This window comes from Hymenobacter aranciens (assembly GCF_030580865.1).
Lineage (GTDB): Bacteria > Bacteroidota > Bacteroidia > Cytophagales > Hymenobacteraceae > Hymenobacter > Hymenobacter aranciens.
Genome location: NZ_JAUQSY010000010.1, coordinates 219,973 through 234,574 on the forward strand (window position 1 = coordinate 219,973; position 14,602 = coordinate 234,574).

Sequence of the window (14,602 nt, forward strand, 5' to 3'; positions counted from 1 at the left end):
TCGTTTCGGCGTGAGAGGATGCTTCACTCTGTTCAGCATGACAGACTACTTCTTCGCCGCTTCGCGCTTCAGCTGAATTTTCTCCGAAGTCGTGGCCGTCTGCCCGTCCTTGCCTAAATACCTCTTCATGCTCTTCTCGGCCGCCGGGTTCAGCTTCACGGCGCGCTCAAAATCCTGCCGCGCCAGGTACGATTTATCAAACGACGCGTAGCTGATGCCCCGGTATTCCCAGGCGTCGGCATAGGTCGAGTCGAGCTGAATGGCTTTCGTGAAATCGGGCACGGCCGACTTATATTGGTAGCTCTGCATCTTGGCCACGCCACGGCCAAATAGGGCTTCCTTATCATCGGGCCGGTATTTAATAGCCGCGCTGAAATCCGAAATGGCGGCTTTGTATTGCTTCAGCATCAGCCGGTTTACGGCGCGGTTGTAGTAGTTGTCGGGGTTGTTGCGCTGCAGGCGAATGGCTGTGGCGTAGTCCGGCATGGCTTTATCGTAGTCCTTGAGGTAGCTCTTGGCCTTGGCGCGCTGCAGGTAGGCCATCGAGCTTTTGGGGTCCACTTTCAGGATGGCGTCGGCGTTGGCAATCATGTTGCGGTAGTCGGCGTTGTTCATCTTTTTCTCCTTGGCACGCTCTTCCGATACGGCGCTGGCCGAGAGGGCCGTGGGGTCGGGCTTGTCGGCGGCCAGGGCGGCGGCTTTGGCGGCGTCGGAGACAGTGGTGGTCGTGTTGTCGGTGGTCGTGGTGCCGGCCGTCACGGTGTTGGTGGCAGCGCCGGCGCCTTCGGCGGCGGCGGGCGTGGCATCGGGGGCGGTAGCTGCCGCGCCGGTCGAGTCAACAGGCAGAGTGGCGGTGGGGGCCGCGATGGGCATACTGGTAGCCGAAGGACGCTCCGTTTCGGTGGTGGAGGCGCAATCAGTCAGAAAAGCCAGCAGGCCGAGGGCCGCCAGCGGAAGGCGAAAAGATACTTTCATGATGAAAAAGGGTAAGCGAGCTGCCGGCAAGCTGCGCCGTAGCTCGGCCGTTATACGGGAGCCGCGCCGGAATAGCTGCCCGGCCTCACAATCAGGCGCAACTAAGGTTAGGTCGAGCTTGTTGCAAGCGGGGCTGTGGCCGGCGTGGCGCGGTGCCTGGCTGCGGCTATCTTTGTAGCCCGGTTTGGACGGCGGCCGGGGTTTTCCATTTTCCTCTTTTTTTCTTTTCTTCCCGAAAGTTTTTATGGCTTTACAGTTTGACTTAGTGGTGGTGGGCAGCGGCCCCGGTGGTTACGTGGCAGCTATTCGCGCCGCCCAGCTGGGCCTGAAAGTGGGCATCATCGAGCGCGAAAGCCTCGGCGGCATCTGTCTCAACTGGGGCTGTATCCCGACCAAGGCGTTGCTGAAATCGGCCCAGGTGTATGAGTATCTGCAACACGCCCAGGACTACGGCATCAAGGCCGAGGGCCTGAGCTTCGACTTCGAGGCCGTGGTGAAGCGCAGCCGCGGCGTGGCCGACGGCATGAGCAAGGGTGTGACCTTTCTCATGAAGAAAAACAAAATCGAGGTGGTGATGGGCACTGGCAAGCTCGTAGCCCCCGGCAAAGTGGAGGTCACCAAAGCCGACGGCGGCAAGGAAACCGTCGAGGCCAAATCCATCATCCTGGCCACCGGCGCCCGCTCGCGCGAGCTGCCCGCCCTGCCCATCGACGGCAAGAAAATCATCGGCTACCGCCAGGCTATGGTGCTGCCCGCACCGCCCAAGCGCATGGTGGTGGTGGGCTCGGGCGCCATCGGCGTCGAGTTTGCCTACTTCTACCGCACCATGGGCACCGAGGTAACGGTGGTAGAATACCTGCCCCGCATCGTGCCGGTGGAAGACGAAGAGGTGTCGAAGCAGATGGAGAAATCCTTCTCCAAAATCGGCATCAAGGTGATGACCAGCGCCGAGGTAACTAAGGTGGACACCGTCGGCGAAGGCTGCAAAGTGACCGTGAAAACCGCCAAGGGCGAGCAGCAAATCGACTGCGACGTGGTGCTGAGCGCCGCCGGCGTCGTTACGAACCTCGAAAACCTCGGCCTCGAAGAGCTGGGTATCAAAGTGGAGCGCGGTCGCGTCATCGTCGATGACTTCTACCAGACCAACGTGCCCGGCATCTTCGCCATCGGCGACATCGTGCCCGGCCCGGCGCTGGCCCACGTGGCCTCGGCCGAGGGTATCATCTGCGTCGAGAAAATTGCCGGGCACCACCCCGAGCCGCTCAACTACCAGAACATCCCCGGCTGCACTTACGCCCAGCCCGAAATCGCCAGCGTGGGCATGACCGAGAAAGAAGCCAAGGAAAAAGGCTACGACGTGCTCGTAGGCAAATTCCCCTTCTCGGCCTCGGGCAAGGCCAGCGCCGCCGGCGCCAAAGACGGCTTCGTGAAAGTCATCTTCGACAAGAAATACGGCGAGTGGCTCGGCGCCCACATGATTGGCGCCAACGTGACCGAAATGATTGCCGAAGTGGTGGTGGCCCGTAAGCTCGAAACCACCGGCCACGAAATCATCAAGGCCGTGCACCCGCACCCCACCATGTCGGAAGCCATTATGGAGGCGGCCGCCGCGGCGTATGGCGAGGTGATTCACCTGTAATTGCTGATTAGTTGAAATAGAAAAAGCCCGCTGGAAGTGATTCCTGCGGGCTTTTTCGTGTGGTTGGATGATTACGGCAGGAATGGATTCACCACTCGCAAAGTTTGCTCGATAACTTGTCCATGTTGCAAATCCTCGGAATACAGCGTTTCGCAGCCGCACTCCAGCGCGGCGGCTACAATGAGTGAGTCAAACCATGAAAAATCGTAGCGGTGAGCGAGGCGGGTAGCATGGGCAATGGTGACGGTAGAAGTAGCGATGACCTGATTGTTACTGGTTATCTCAATCAGAGTGGTTTGAATGTCTGGCCAACTAGCTTTCAGCTTGCGTTGGCTCACATTTACAAACTCAATAAGCACCTGCGTTGAAATCCAACGTTCGCCGCTGTTGCTCGCTACTAGTGCCTGCGCCTGTTTCACGGGCTCAAACGCTGAATAAGCATAAACAAGAACGTTGGTGTCGAGAAAAATCCTACCGCTCATTGGCTTCCTCGCGGTTGAATTTGAAGCCGCGCGTATCTAGTTTGAGCGCGTTGAAAGTGGCAGGGCCACGACCAACAGTTGAATTATTCTCCGCTGAACGGATGGTGATAGCGCCGAGCAACTGCAGGTCTTCCAGCAGCCGCCGGGCGTGTTCGTGGTTTAAATCAATAACCAGAGTTTCCATGAAAAATGGCGGTAAGGGGAATTGTATCGGGAAGATAACGCAATCCGTCCACTTCCGTTCATTCCGCCGCAGCCGTTACAGGGCGCGGCTTGCGGCTCACCAGCCACACGCCCAAGAAGATGAGCGCCGCCTGCCCGGCCTTGGCCCAGGTGAAATGGTCTTTGCCCAGGCTCACGGCGATGAGCACCGCCAACACCGGCTGCAGGTAGATATACACACCGAGCAGGGCGGGGGAGGCGTACTTCAGGGCCCAGTTATTGAGCAGGTAGGCGATGATGGTGAGGAAGACAATCATGAAGCCGATTTCGGCCCAGATGGTGGGCGGAAAGCTGGCGTAGTCGGCCGTGAGGGCGTCGTGCCAGCCGAAGGGCACTGCGATGATGGCTCCCACCAGGAAGCTGCGCCCCAGCACCGTGAACGGGTGATACTTGCGCATGAGCGGGGCCACGATGACGAGGTAAATGCCAAACACCGTGGCATTGGCCAGGATGCAGAGGTTGCCCAGCCCGGCCTGCGGATAAATAGCGGCGTGGGCATCGCGCCCCAGAATGAGCAGCGCCGCCCCGGCCAGCCCCACGCCGATGCCCAGCACGCGGGGCAGGGTGATTTTTTCGCTCAGCAGCACGGCGGAGGCCAGCACGACCACGATAGGCGAAAACGTCTGGAGCAGCGAGGCGCTGATGGGCGAGGTGAGGTTGAGGCCCTTGAAAAACAGCAGCTGATTGACACCGATGCCGCAGATGCCGCAGAGGATGGAGCGGATATTATCGGCCCGGCCAGTGATTTTATCCTGCGGGGCCACCAGATATTTAGCGACGGCGAAGAACAGCGTGGCGCTCAAAACGCGCAACGTGACGATGCCGAAGGGGCTGAGGTAATGCGGCATCACATCCTTGGAGAGCGAGTAGTTGGCCGCGTAGATGAGGGAGACGGTGAAGAGGGCGGCGTGAACGCGCAGGGAATTATTCATACGGGTTTTCAAAGCGCCGACCCCGACCTTTGTTTTTCTGGTATTCGGTTTTAGGTGTTTGGTATTGGGTGTGTATTGGGTTAAAAGGCCGAACACCTAACACCCAACACCAAACACCCAATACCGAAGCTCAAAGCTACTGCTGCTCATGAACTCCCTCTTTCCCGACGAACCTACGCCCGCCCCCGCCATTCCCACTCCCGGCCCCGATGCCCCGCTGGCCGAGCGCCAGCGCCCGCGCCGCCTGGCCGACTACGCCGGCCAGACCCACCTGCTGGGCCCCGAGGGCGTGCTGCGCCGCTACCTCAATTCGGGCCGGCTGCCCAGCCTCATCCTCTGGGGGCCGCCCGGCGTGGGCAAAACCACCCTGGCCAACCTGCTGGCGGCCGAATTGAAGCAGCCCTTTACTGCCCTCAGCGCCATCAATGCGGGGGTAAAGGATGTGCGCGAAGTCATTGACCGGGCTAAGCGGCAGCGCGGCACGGTGCTGTTTATCGATGAAATTCACCGCTTCTCGAAGGCGCAGCAGGATGCGCTGCTGGGCGCGGTGGAGAACGGCACCGTGACGCTCATCGGGGCTACCACGGAGAATCCGTCGTTCGAGGTGATTCCGGCCTTGCTCTCGCGCTGCCAGGTGTACGTGCTGGAGCCGTTGAGCCCCGAAATCCTGCGCGGACTGGTGGATAAGGCGCTGGCCGAAGACTCGGCGCTAAGCCAGAAAAAGGTGAAGCTGGAAGACGACCGCGCCCTGCTGGCGCTGAGCGGCGGCGACGGCCGCAAGCTGCTCAACCTGCTCGAAATAGTGGTGCAGAGCACGCCGCCCGATAAAAAGGGCGTGGTGCACATCACCGATGCGGTGGTGCAGCAGGTGGCCCAGCGCCCGCTGGCCCGCTACGACAAGGGCGGCGAGATGCACTACGACGTCATTTCAGCCTTCATCAAGTCGATGCGCGGCTCGGACCCCAACGCGGCCCTCTACTACCTGGCCGTGATGCTGGAAGGCGGCGAAGACGTGAAGTTTATTGCCCGCCGCATGCTCATTCTGGCCGCCGAAGACATCGGCAACGCCAACCCCAACGCCCTGATGCTGGCCACGAGCTGCTTCCAGGCCTGCACCGTCATCGGCCTGCCCGAGTCGGACTTGATTTTAGCCCAAACCGTGGTTTACCTCGCTACTTCGCCCAAGAGCAATGCCTCGTACATGGCCATCCGGGCGGCGCAGGCCGAGGTGCAGCAGCACGGCGTGCACCCCGTGCCGGTGCCGCTGCGCAACGCTCCCACCCGCCTGATGAAACAGCTCGGCTACGGCCAGGAATACCGCTACTCGCACAATGGCGAGGGCAACTTCGAGGAGCAGGAATTTCTGCCGGAGGCGCTGAGCGGCACCCGCTTCTACGAGCCGGGGCTCAATGCGGCGGAGCAGAAAATCCAGGAGCGCCTGCGCGGCTGGTGGGGCGAGAAGTACGGGTATTAGCAGTAGCGCGAACTTTGTAGTTCGCGTCCCCGCGCCAATAAGTCGTTCGGGGAAGCGAACTACAAAGTTCGCGCTACTGACGTGCGGCCCGCAACCTGCAGGGCGAGTATGCTTCTTTCGCCCATGAAGACTCGCTTACTGCTTCTCGGCTGCTATTTGCTGACGTTCGCCCTCCACGCCCAAACGCCTGCCGCCGCGCCGCTGTGCATCGGCGAAACGTTCACCATCACCGCCAAAGAGCTGGGCGAAACCCGCCGCGTGAACGTGTACCGGCCGCCGGGCTACACCGCCGCCCAGGCTGCCGCGCTGCCCATTTTGCTGATGCTCGACGGCGGGATGGCCGAGGACTTTCTGCACGTGGCCGGGCTGGTGCAGGTGGGGGTGGGCAACGAAACCATGCGCCCGTTCCTGCTGGTGGGCATCGAAAACACCGAGCGCCGCCGCGACCTCACCGGCCCCACCACCCAGGCCCGCGACCGGAAAATTGCGCCCCGCGTGGGCGGCTCGGCGGCCTTCCGGCGCTTTCTGCGCCACGAGCTGCTGCCCGAAGTGCGCCGCCGCTACCGCACCACCCCCGAAACGGCCGTCGTGGGCGAGTCGCTGGCCGGGCTGTTCGTGGTCGAAACCCTGCTGCTGGAGCCCGACCTGTTCGATACCTACCTGGCCTTCGACCCCAGCCTATGGTGGAACAAGGAGCAGCTGGTGGCCCAGGCCGAAGCCAGCCTGCCGGCCTTCAGCAAGCCCAAAACCCTCTTCCTCGCCACCAGCAACGAGACCGAGCTGGCCGTGGCCGTGGCCCGCCTGGCCCGCGCCGCTGAGGCTGCGCCCGGCCTGCGCCTGCGCTACGCCCCCCTGCCCACCGAAACGCACGGCACTATCTACCATCCGGCGGCCCTGCTGGCCTTTCGCTGGGCCCTGGGCAAGTAGGCGCCACTTCGAAGCCGCTTCCCGCCATCTCTACACCCGTCAACGTCATCTCTACACCCGTTAACGCCATCTCTACACCCGTTAACGCCATCTCTACACCCGTTAACGCCGGCGGGAAGAGGCTTAGAGATGGCGTTAACGGGTGTAGAGATGGCGGGAAGACCCTTAGAAACGGCGGGAAGCGGCTTCGAAGTGGCGCGGACCCTCGTAGAAGCGCCGCGCTGGCCCGTAGAGCCGGGCAGGGCTTTGCTGCTACATTTGCCCCAACTATTCTAAGTCGTTTTCATGCGTCAGTTTTTCAAGTTTGTGCTCGCCACCATTGTGGGGCTGGGCGTGTTCAGCGTCATCGGGTTCGTGGTGCTGATTGGGATTATCGCCGCCGCGGCGGCCGGTGGCTCCGAGAAAAAAGAAGTGGCCAGCAACTCGGTGCTGGAGCTCAAGCTCAACGAGCCGCTCACCGAGCGTGGGCGCGAGGCGCGCTTCGGCCCCTTTGGCGGGGGCGAATCCTCGACGGGCCTCGTGGAGGTGAAAGAAGCCATCCGGCGGGCCAAAACCGACGACAACATCAAGGGCATCCTGCTGAACCTGGAGATGGTGCAGGGCGGCCTGGCCTCGCTGGAGGAAGTGCGCGACGCGCTCATCGACTTCAAAAAAGGCGGCAAATTCGTGGTGGCCTACCACGAAACGGCCTCCGAAAAAAGCTTCTATCTGGCCTCGGTGGCCGACGAAATCTACCTGCATCCGCAGGGCCTGCTGGAGTTTAACGGCCTGAGCACGGAGGTGATGTTCTTCAAGCGGCTCTTCGACAAGGTGGGCATCGAGCCCTACATTTTCCGCGTCGGCTCCTTCAAAAGCGCCGTCGAGCCCTTCATGCGCGAGAGTTTCTCCGACTCGGCCCGCTACCAGACCGTGTCGTTCCTCAATTCCATCAACGACCACACCATTGCCCAGGTGGCCGCCAGCCGCGGCATCGCCCCCGAGCGCCTGCACCTGATTTCGGATTCCATGCTGGTGCACGACGCCAACGACGCCCTGCGCCTCAAGATGGTAACCAAGCTCGGCTACTTCGACGAGGTGCAGGACTACCTGCGCGGCAAGCTCAAACTCGATAAAGACAAAAAGCCCAGCCTCGTGAGCCTGAGCGAATACGCCGACAGCGAAGACATCGACGAGAAAGAAGGCAGCACCAGCGGCAACCGCATCGCCGTCATCTATGCCGAAGGCGACATCGTGGGCGGCAAGGGCTCCGACTCCAACATCGGCGGCACCAAGTTCGCCGAGGCCATCCGCAAGGCCCGTCTGGATGACAAGGTGAAGGCCGTGGTGCTGCGCATCAACTCGCCGGGCGGCTCCTCGCTGGCTTCGGATGTCATTTACCGCGAAGTAGTATTGACCAAAAAAGTGAAGCCCATCATCGCCAGCATGAGCGACGTGGCGGCCTCCGGCGGCTACTACATTGCCATGGCCTGCGATACCATCGTGGCTCACCCGAATACCATCACGGGCTCCATCGGGGTGTTTGGCATCCTGCCCAACATCCAGCCGCTGCTGGCCGATAAGCTCGGCATCACCGTGGACCGGGTGCGTACCGGCAAGTTCTCCGACGTGCCCACCATCACCCGCCCGCTCACCGAGTTCGAGAAGCGCGTGCTCCAGCACGAGGTCGATAACATCTACGCCGACTTCACCAGCAAGGCCGCCCAGGGCCGCCACATGCCCGTCGAGCGCCTGCGCCGCCTGGCCTCGGGCCGCGTCTGGAGCGGCCTCGAAGCCAAAGCTAATGGCCTCGTGGACGTGCTCGGCGACTACGACGATGCCCTGAAGCTGGCCGCCACCCGCGCCCACCTCAAAGCCGACGACTACCGCGTGCAGCGCCTGCCCCGCCAGAAAAGCTCGTTCGAGCAGTTCGTGTCGATGTTCAACGACAGCGACGACGAGGCCAAAGCCCGCGCCATGAAGGCCGAGCTGGGCCCCCTGTACCCGGCCTACCAGCAGTACCAGCAGCTGCGGCAGATGCGCGGCGTGCAGGCCCGCCTGCCGTATGAACTGGACATAGAGTAGCCAGAGTGGGCATCGCTCAACCACTCTACTGCTCACAAAAATGCCCCGCGCTCAGCTAACCGAGCGCGGGGCATTTTTGTGAGCAGTAGAGATTAGTTTTTTTTGCAGATATAGTTTATTATGGTTGGGTTGCCGATGCCGCCACTGTGATAGCTAATGCGCAGGGTATCCGTTGCTTTGTCGAAAAACCCACTGCCACCAATCGAGGCGGCATATAGCTTAGAGCGGTATTCGGCGTGGACGGGACTACTCGATACTAGCAGATAGTCTGTTCCTTCAAACGAGATTCCATTGGTGCCATAGCTACCTACCGGGATAACTCTATCAGGTAGCCGGATTTTCGGCGTTGTGTAGGTATAGGTAAAAATCCGGCAGTTGCACGTTGAGCCAGCGAGCGTTGTAGAAAGGCGAATACCCTGTGTCTGTGAGTGAGTGCCGCCGGGGTTAGCTGCTGTGAGCTGGACGGTGTATTGCCCCGGCTGCTGATAAATGTGCATTGGTGTGGCAGCAGTAGAAGTACTGCCATCCCCAAAATCCCACCTGTAGTTGGTGGCATTAGTTGATTCGTTGGTGAACCTCGTAGTGTCACCGGCAGTAAAAGGGCCGATGCAGGTGAAGGCTGCTACTGGAGGCTGCGTAAACGGAGAGATGGTTATGTTCGTCGTTTGCGACTGAGTTCCGCCGGGGTTCGTCGCGTCGAGGCGAATCGTGTACTGGCCTGGCTGCTGGTAGCGGTGCGCCGGTGCGACTTTTGTTGAGATACTGCCATCGCCGAAATCCCACTTATAGCTTACGGCATCGGTTGAGCTGTTCGTGAACCGGACCGAGTCATTGGTTGTGAAAGGGCCTGTAAAGGTGAAGGCCGCCACCGGGGGAATGGGAGCTGGCGCTTCGTCTTTGCGCGACTGGCATGTCGACAGCAAGATGGCTGCGGATACTATGCCTATGCAAGCTAGTTGTTTCATATAATTAGAAGGCGACGGGATAGTACGGCAAAGATGCGATTATGGGGTAAGTTAGGCAATAGCTACGTTCTTTGTTAAGAAAACTTTCTGCCTGCTCTCTCCATGCAAGACCTACGCGAAGCCACCGCCTACATTCAAGCCCAGTCCGACAACTTCCTCCCCGACACCGGCATCATCCTGGGCACTGGCCTGGGCGCGCTGGCCAAGGAAGTGGAAGTGGCCTACTCGCTCGACTACGCCGACATCCCGCATTTCCCCCTCAGCACCGTCGAAAGCCACGCCGGCCGCCTGCTGCTGGGCACCCTGGGCGGCCGAAAGGTGACCGTGCTGCAGGGCCGCTTCCACTACTACGAAGGCTACTCGATGGAGCAGGTGGTGTTTCCGGTGCGGGTGCTGAAGCTGCTGGGCATCAAACAGCTTTTCGTGAGCAACGCCGCCGGCGGGCTCAACCCCGACTTCGAAATGGCCGACCTGATGCTCATCGACGACCACATCAACCTGCAGCCCACCAACCCGCTGGTCGGCCGCAACCTCGACGAGCTGGGCCCGCGCTTCCCCGACATGTTTGCCCCCTACGATGCCACCCTGCTGGCCCGCGCCGAAGCCGCCGCGGCCGCGCTGGGCCAGGCCGCCACCACCCGGCGCGGGGTGTACGCCAGCCTGCCCGGCCCCATGCTCGAAACCCCCGCCGAATACCGCTACCTGCGCACCATCGGGGCCGATGCCGTGGGCATGAGCACGGTGCCCGAAGTCATTGCGGCCCGCCACATGGGCCTGCCCGTGCTGGCCGTGTCGGTGATTACCGATTTGGCCTCGCCCGGCCGCCTCAAGCCCGTGGTGCTGGCCGATATTTTCGCCGCCGCCGCCAAAGCTGAGCCAAGATTAACAGCGCTGATGAAGGCGGTGGTAGCGGAATAAAAAAGGTGTTAGGTGTCCGTACGCCACCTAACACCTAACACCTAACACCTAACACCTAACACCTAACACCTAACACCTCTCACTTCGGCAGCACGATGCGCCGCCGGTCATACTTGAGCACTGTAAATACCCCGATGCCGCCCTGCACGGTGCTGTACACGGCCGAGGGCTGGGCGAAGGGGTTGCCGTTGGCATTGCGGGCGTCGCGCGTGGAGGAGCGGAAGCGGTAGTAGGGCTCGTCGGTGTGGTAGAGGGTGATGGTGACGGTGTCGCCGGGCACGTAGCGGTAGCCGGTGCCCATGGGCACGGTTTCGCCGTTCAGCAGCTCGTCGTTGAGCAGGCGGTCGGTATCGGGGCGGCCGTAGATGCTGTCGCTCTTGTGAATCTGGAAGCGGTAGTAGTCCTTGGCCGCGGCGGGGTCCTGGTAGTAGGCAATGACGAGGGCCTTGTAGTTGTCGCCAGTGCGGTCGTTAAACTCGTAGGTCACCGAGTCGATGGGAACCACGGTGGGCACGGTGGCGGTTCCGGTCACGCGGCGGCCTTGCGCGTCGTTCACCTCAATGCCAAACACGTCGCCAGGATTGGCTACGATGGGCGTCTGGCCAAAGTGGGTGTAGGCTCGTTCCGTCACCGAGTCGAGGGCGGCGGGCAGCGGGCCGCTCACGCGCTGCAGCGGCACGCGCTGCCCGCCGGGCAGGATGAGGTCGACGGTCACGCCCGCCGGCAGCGACACCAGCTCCGACGAGGTGTAGGCCACTGACTGCGTCACCAGCACCCGGGGCACCAGGCCGGGCTCCAGGTAGCACTCCACCACCAGCTGCGACTGGTAGTCGGGCAGCGGCACCACGATGTCTTTCTGAAAATCACCGCAGCTCGCGGTGGTCAGCAGCACGCCCAGGCCCAGCAGATGGGCCAGGCGCAGGGTGAAGGAGGGGAGTTTCATAGAAGTAAGCTGATGGCGCGGGGCTCTGCCCCGTGCCGATTGTTGGCCGGCCTCTGGCCGGCGCGGGGCCGCGCAGGATGGGTCGTTCGGGTATCGTTCGGACGTTGCGGGCCAGAGGCCCGCGAATAACCGGCACGGGGCAGAGCCCCGCGCCATCTGCGCTAACTTAAAACCGGAAATTGTACGTCAGCGACGGGATAATCGGGAACAGCGACACCTGCTGCGCCTTAAAGCCCGTGATGCGGTCGGTCACCGGGTCGTCCACGGTTTCGAAGAACACGAAGTAGGCATTGCGCCGGTTGTAGGCGTTGTAGATGCTCAGGGTCAAATCCTGGTTGCGGCGGGTGCCGATTTTGTACACCGCGCCCAGGTCGAGGCGGTGGTAGGGGATGAGGCGGTAGGTGTTGCGGTCGGGGTACACCGGCACGGGGCGCGGGTCGAGCCCCGTGCTGCTGCCGGGAATATCCTGGTAGCCAAAGCGCCCGGCCGGTAGCGTGGTGGCCGAGCCGCTGGAGTAGATGAAGCTGGCCGTGAGGCTCAGGCGCACGTTGAGCTGGTGCATCAGTACCACGGTCAGGTTGTGGCGGCGGTCGTAGCCGGGGTGGAAGTCGCGGCCGCCGTTGATGCCCTGCGTGCCGCGCTGCGGGTCGAACTGCCGCCAGGCCCAGGCCAGAGTATAGCCCACCCAGCCGGTGGTTTTTCCGGTTTTCTTCTCCAGGTACAGCTCGTTGCCGTAGGCCCAGCTTTTGCCGTAGAGGAATTCCGCGTCCAGGTTTTCGTTGGCAATGAGCTGAGCGCCGTCGCGGAAATCGACCTGATTCTGGCCCCACTTGTAGTACACCTCGTTGGTGAGCAAAAACTTGCCCTTGCCCAGCAGCCAGCTCGCGCCGGTGCTCAGCTGCTGCGAGCGTTGCGGCTTGGTGTTGAGGCGCGAGGGGTACCACACATCGGTGGGCAGCGAGGCGCCGGAGTTGGTCACGAGGTGGATGTACTGGTACATCATGGCGTAGCTGCCCTTCAGCGACACCTTATCGTTGAGCGCATAGCGGGCCGCCGCGCGCGGCTCCAGGCCGAAGTTGGTATCCGAGCCGCTATTGAAGCCCGAGAAGCGCAGGCCGCCTTCGAGCTGCCACTTGTCGCTGAGCTTGTAGTTGTCGCCCACGTATGCTGCGCCATCGCGGGCCGTGTAGTTCACGCCGCTGTCGAAGCTGATGCGGCCATCGTCGGAGCCCGCCGTCAGGTTGCCGATGCCGAAGGCGTGGTGCGTAAACGTGCCGCCAAACTTGATGGCGTGCCGCTCGTTGGGCGTGTACTCAAAATCGACCCGCCCGGTATGGTCCGTGATGCTGGAGCCCAGCCCGAAGCTGAACGAGGCGAAGCTGTTGGTCAGCTCGTACTTGTAATCCGACACTGCGTACGAGGTATTCACGAAGAGCTTCGGGTTAAACACGTGGTTCCAGCGCAGCACGCCCACGCTGTTGCCCCAGCGGAAGTCGAAGTTGAAGCCCCCGTCGCTGTTGTAGCCGAAGATGTCGCGGCCCAGGTAGCCGGTCAGAAACAGCTGGTCCTTCTCGCCCAGCTGGTAGTTGGCCTTGAGGTTGAAATCGTAGAAATGGTAGTCGGGAATGGGGGTGTATTCCTCGTCGCCCTCGTTGGCCTTGTTGATGGCTCGGGTAAAGACATCGAAATACGTGCGCCGCCCCGACGCAATGAACGAGCCCTTGGCCGGCTTGCCATCTTCGCCCTTGCCAATGGGCCCTTCCAGCGTCAAACGCGACGAAATCAGCCCGATGCCGCCCGTGGCCACGTACTCCTGCCGGTCGCCCTCGCGCAGCTTCACATCCACCACCGACGATAGCCGCCCGCCAAACTGCGACGGAAAGCCCGATTTGTACAAATCGACGCTCTGCACGGCGTCGGAGTTGAACACCGAAAAGAGCCCGAACAAGTGGTTCGGGTTATACACCACCGCGTTGTCGAGCAGCACCAGGTTCTGGTCGGCCGAGCCGCCGCGCACAAACAAACCCGATGTGCCCTCGCCGCCGCTCTGCACGCCGGGCTTCAACTGCAGGGTTTTCAGAATATCCACCTCGCCAAACAGCGCCGGCAGCAGCTTGGCCTCCTTGATGCTAAGGTGCTCGACGCCCATCTGGGTGGTTTTAAGCTTCTGCTCCAGGGTCTGGCGGCCTTCCACCACCACTTCGCCCAGCTCGTTGCTGCTTTCCTGCAGGTCCACGTCGAGGCGCTGGTTGCGGCTCAGGTTTACGCTGCGCGTCAGACGCTCGTAGCCAATGAATTCGATAAATACTTCGTGCTTCCCGGCGGGCAGCACGAGCGTGAATTTGCCGTCGGCATCGGCGGCGGTGCCGGTGTTGAGGGCGGGCACCGCCACGCTCGCACCCGGCAGGGTTTCGCCCCGGGGCCCGCGCACCGTACCACTTAGGGTGTAACGGACTTGGGCAGGTGGGGGAGTGGTCTGGGCTTGCAGCGCCGGCAGGCTGCCAGCCGTCAGCAAAGTCGTAATAATCAGATACCGCGAAAGGGTAGGAACAGCCATAAGCACACATCAACGAACACGCAAAAGTAAGCCTCCCGCTAACGGCGGCCGGGCTTACCTGGTATGCGAGTGCGCAATTACGCTACCCGCCTATTGCTTAACTGGACGCTTTCTAACCTATAAAAGGTTGCAGCACCTGCGATAATTGCGCGGCCGGCACCACGCCCGCCTGCCGCCACACCGGCTGCCCTTTGCTGAACAATACCAGCGTGGGAATGCTCTGCACCCGATATTGCTGGGCTACGGCGGGGTTTTTATCCACGTCAATTTTGATGATGCGCAGCTTGCCCTGGTGCTGGGCCGCCACCTGCTCCAGAATGGGAGCCATGGTTTTGCAGGGGCCGCACCAAGTGGCAAAAAAATCGACCAGCACGGGCATGCCGGGGCTGTCAATGAGCTCGGAAAAGGACTTGCGGGGCATAAGGTTAATGGTTAATGGTTAATGGTTAATGGTTAATGGTTAATGGTTAATGGTTAATGGTTAATGGTTAATGGTTAATGGTTAAT

At 61.5% G+C, this 14,602-nt stretch carries 13 protein-coding genes; 5 read left to right on the forward strand and 8 right to left on the reverse strand.

Annotated features, from left to right (window positions below; all coding sequences use genetic code 11):
* Nucleotides 1-45 precede the first annotated feature (45 nt).
* The gene (locus tag Q5H93_RS16335; RefSeq protein WP_305007673.1) at nt 46-975 is read right to left on the reverse strand and encodes a tetratricopeptide repeat protein; all 930 of its coding nucleotides are present in this window, start codon (nt 973-975) and stop codon (nt 46-48) included.
* 244 nt (nt 976-1,219) lie between these two features.
* Here Q5H93_RS16335 and lpdA point away from each other — a divergent pair, with 244 nt between their 5' ends.
* The gene (lpdA, locus tag Q5H93_RS16340) at nt 1,220-2,614 is read left to right on the forward strand and encodes a dihydrolipoyl dehydrogenase (protein ID WP_305007675.1); all 1,395 of its coding nucleotides are present in this window, start codon (nt 1,220-1,222) and stop codon (nt 2,612-2,614) included.
* A gap of 71 nt (nt 2,615-2,685) precedes the next feature.
* Here the strand turns inward: lpdA and Q5H93_RS16345 are convergent, their stop codons facing one another.
* From Q5H93_RS16345 to Q5H93_RS16355, 3 genes are read right to left on the reverse strand one after another with little or no spacing between them, the layout of a single operon-like run.
* Nucleotides 2,686-3,096, reverse strand: coding sequence for a PIN domain-containing protein (locus Q5H93_RS16345; RefSeq protein ID WP_305007676.1), 411 nt, complete (start codon nt 3,094-3,096; stop codon nt 2,686-2,688).
* A complete protein-coding gene (locus Q5H93_RS16350; RefSeq protein ID WP_305007677.1) occupies nt 3,086-3,280 on the reverse strand; it encodes a hypothetical protein in 195 nt (64 codons plus the stop codon). The genes Q5H93_RS16345 and Q5H93_RS16350 overlap by 11 nt, the downstream gene beginning before the upstream one ends.
* A gap of 58 nt (nt 3,281-3,338) precedes the next feature.
* A complete protein-coding gene (locus Q5H93_RS16355) occupies nt 3,339-4,250 on the reverse strand; it encodes a DMT family transporter (RefSeq protein WP_305007678.1) in 912 nt (303 codons plus the stop codon).
* A 148-nt stretch (nt 4,251-4,398) separates the two neighbouring features.
* Between Q5H93_RS16355 and Q5H93_RS16360 the strand changes: the two genes are divergently transcribed.
* The 3 genes from Q5H93_RS16360 (at nt 4,399) to sppA (ending at nt 8,712) form a co-directional block, all read left to right on the forward strand.
* Nucleotides 4,399-5,724, forward strand: coding sequence for a replication-associated recombination protein A (locus Q5H93_RS16360; RefSeq protein WP_305007679.1), 1,326 nt, complete (start codon nt 4,399-4,401; stop codon nt 5,722-5,724).
* A 123-nt stretch (nt 5,725-5,847) separates the two neighbouring features.
* On the forward strand, nt 5,848-6,651 hold the full coding sequence (locus tag Q5H93_RS16365; protein ID WP_305007680.1) for an alpha/beta hydrolase: 804 nt from the start codon (nt 5,848-5,850) through the stop codon (nt 6,649-6,651).
* A gap of 285 nt (nt 6,652-6,936) precedes the next feature.
* Nucleotides 6,937-8,712, forward strand: a complete 1,776-nt coding sequence (gene sppA / locus Q5H93_RS16370; RefSeq protein ID WP_305007681.1) for a signal peptide peptidase SppA — start codon at nt 6,937-6,939, stop codon at nt 8,710-8,712.
* Nucleotides 8,713-8,804: 92 nt separating this feature from the next.
* Here the strand turns inward: sppA and Q5H93_RS16375 are convergent, their stop codons facing one another.
* Nucleotides 8,805-9,677 carry a PKD domain-containing protein gene (locus Q5H93_RS16375; protein WP_305007682.1) on the reverse strand — a complete coding sequence of 291 codons (873 nt, stop codon included), beginning with the start codon at nt 9,675-9,677 and terminating at the stop codon, nt 8,805-8,807.
* Between the two features lie 102 nt (nt 9,678-9,779).
* Here Q5H93_RS16375 and Q5H93_RS16380 point away from each other — a divergent pair, with 102 nt between their 5' ends.
* Nucleotides 9,780-10,595 carry a purine-nucleoside phosphorylase gene (locus Q5H93_RS16380; RefSeq protein ID WP_305007683.1) on the forward strand — a complete coding sequence of 272 codons (816 nt, stop codon included), beginning with the start codon at nt 9,780-9,782 and terminating at the stop codon, nt 10,593-10,595.
* Between the two features lie 79 nt (nt 10,596-10,674).
* On the opposite strand, the gene Q5H93_RS16385 is transcribed toward Q5H93_RS16380, so the two are convergent.
* From Q5H93_RS16385 to trxA, 3 genes are all read right to left on the reverse strand, one after another.
* Nucleotides 10,675-11,538 (reverse strand): DUF4249 domain-containing protein, encoded by an 864-nt coding sequence (locus Q5H93_RS16385; protein WP_305007684.1) that lies wholly within the window; start codon nt 11,536-11,538, stop codon nt 10,675-10,677.
* A gap of 166 nt (nt 11,539-11,704) precedes the next feature.
* Nucleotides 11,705-14,095: a TonB-dependent receptor gene (locus Q5H93_RS16390; protein ID WP_305007685.1), complete on the reverse strand. Its 2,391-nt coding sequence runs from the start codon at nt 14,093-14,095 to the stop codon at nt 11,705-11,707.
* 112 nt (nt 14,096-14,207) lie between these two features.
* Nucleotides 14,208-14,516 (reverse strand): thioredoxin, encoded by a 309-nt coding sequence (trxA, locus tag Q5H93_RS16395; protein ID WP_305007686.1) that lies wholly within the window; start codon nt 14,514-14,516, stop codon nt 14,208-14,210.
* Between the last annotated feature and the right edge of the window lie 86 nt (nt 14,517-14,602).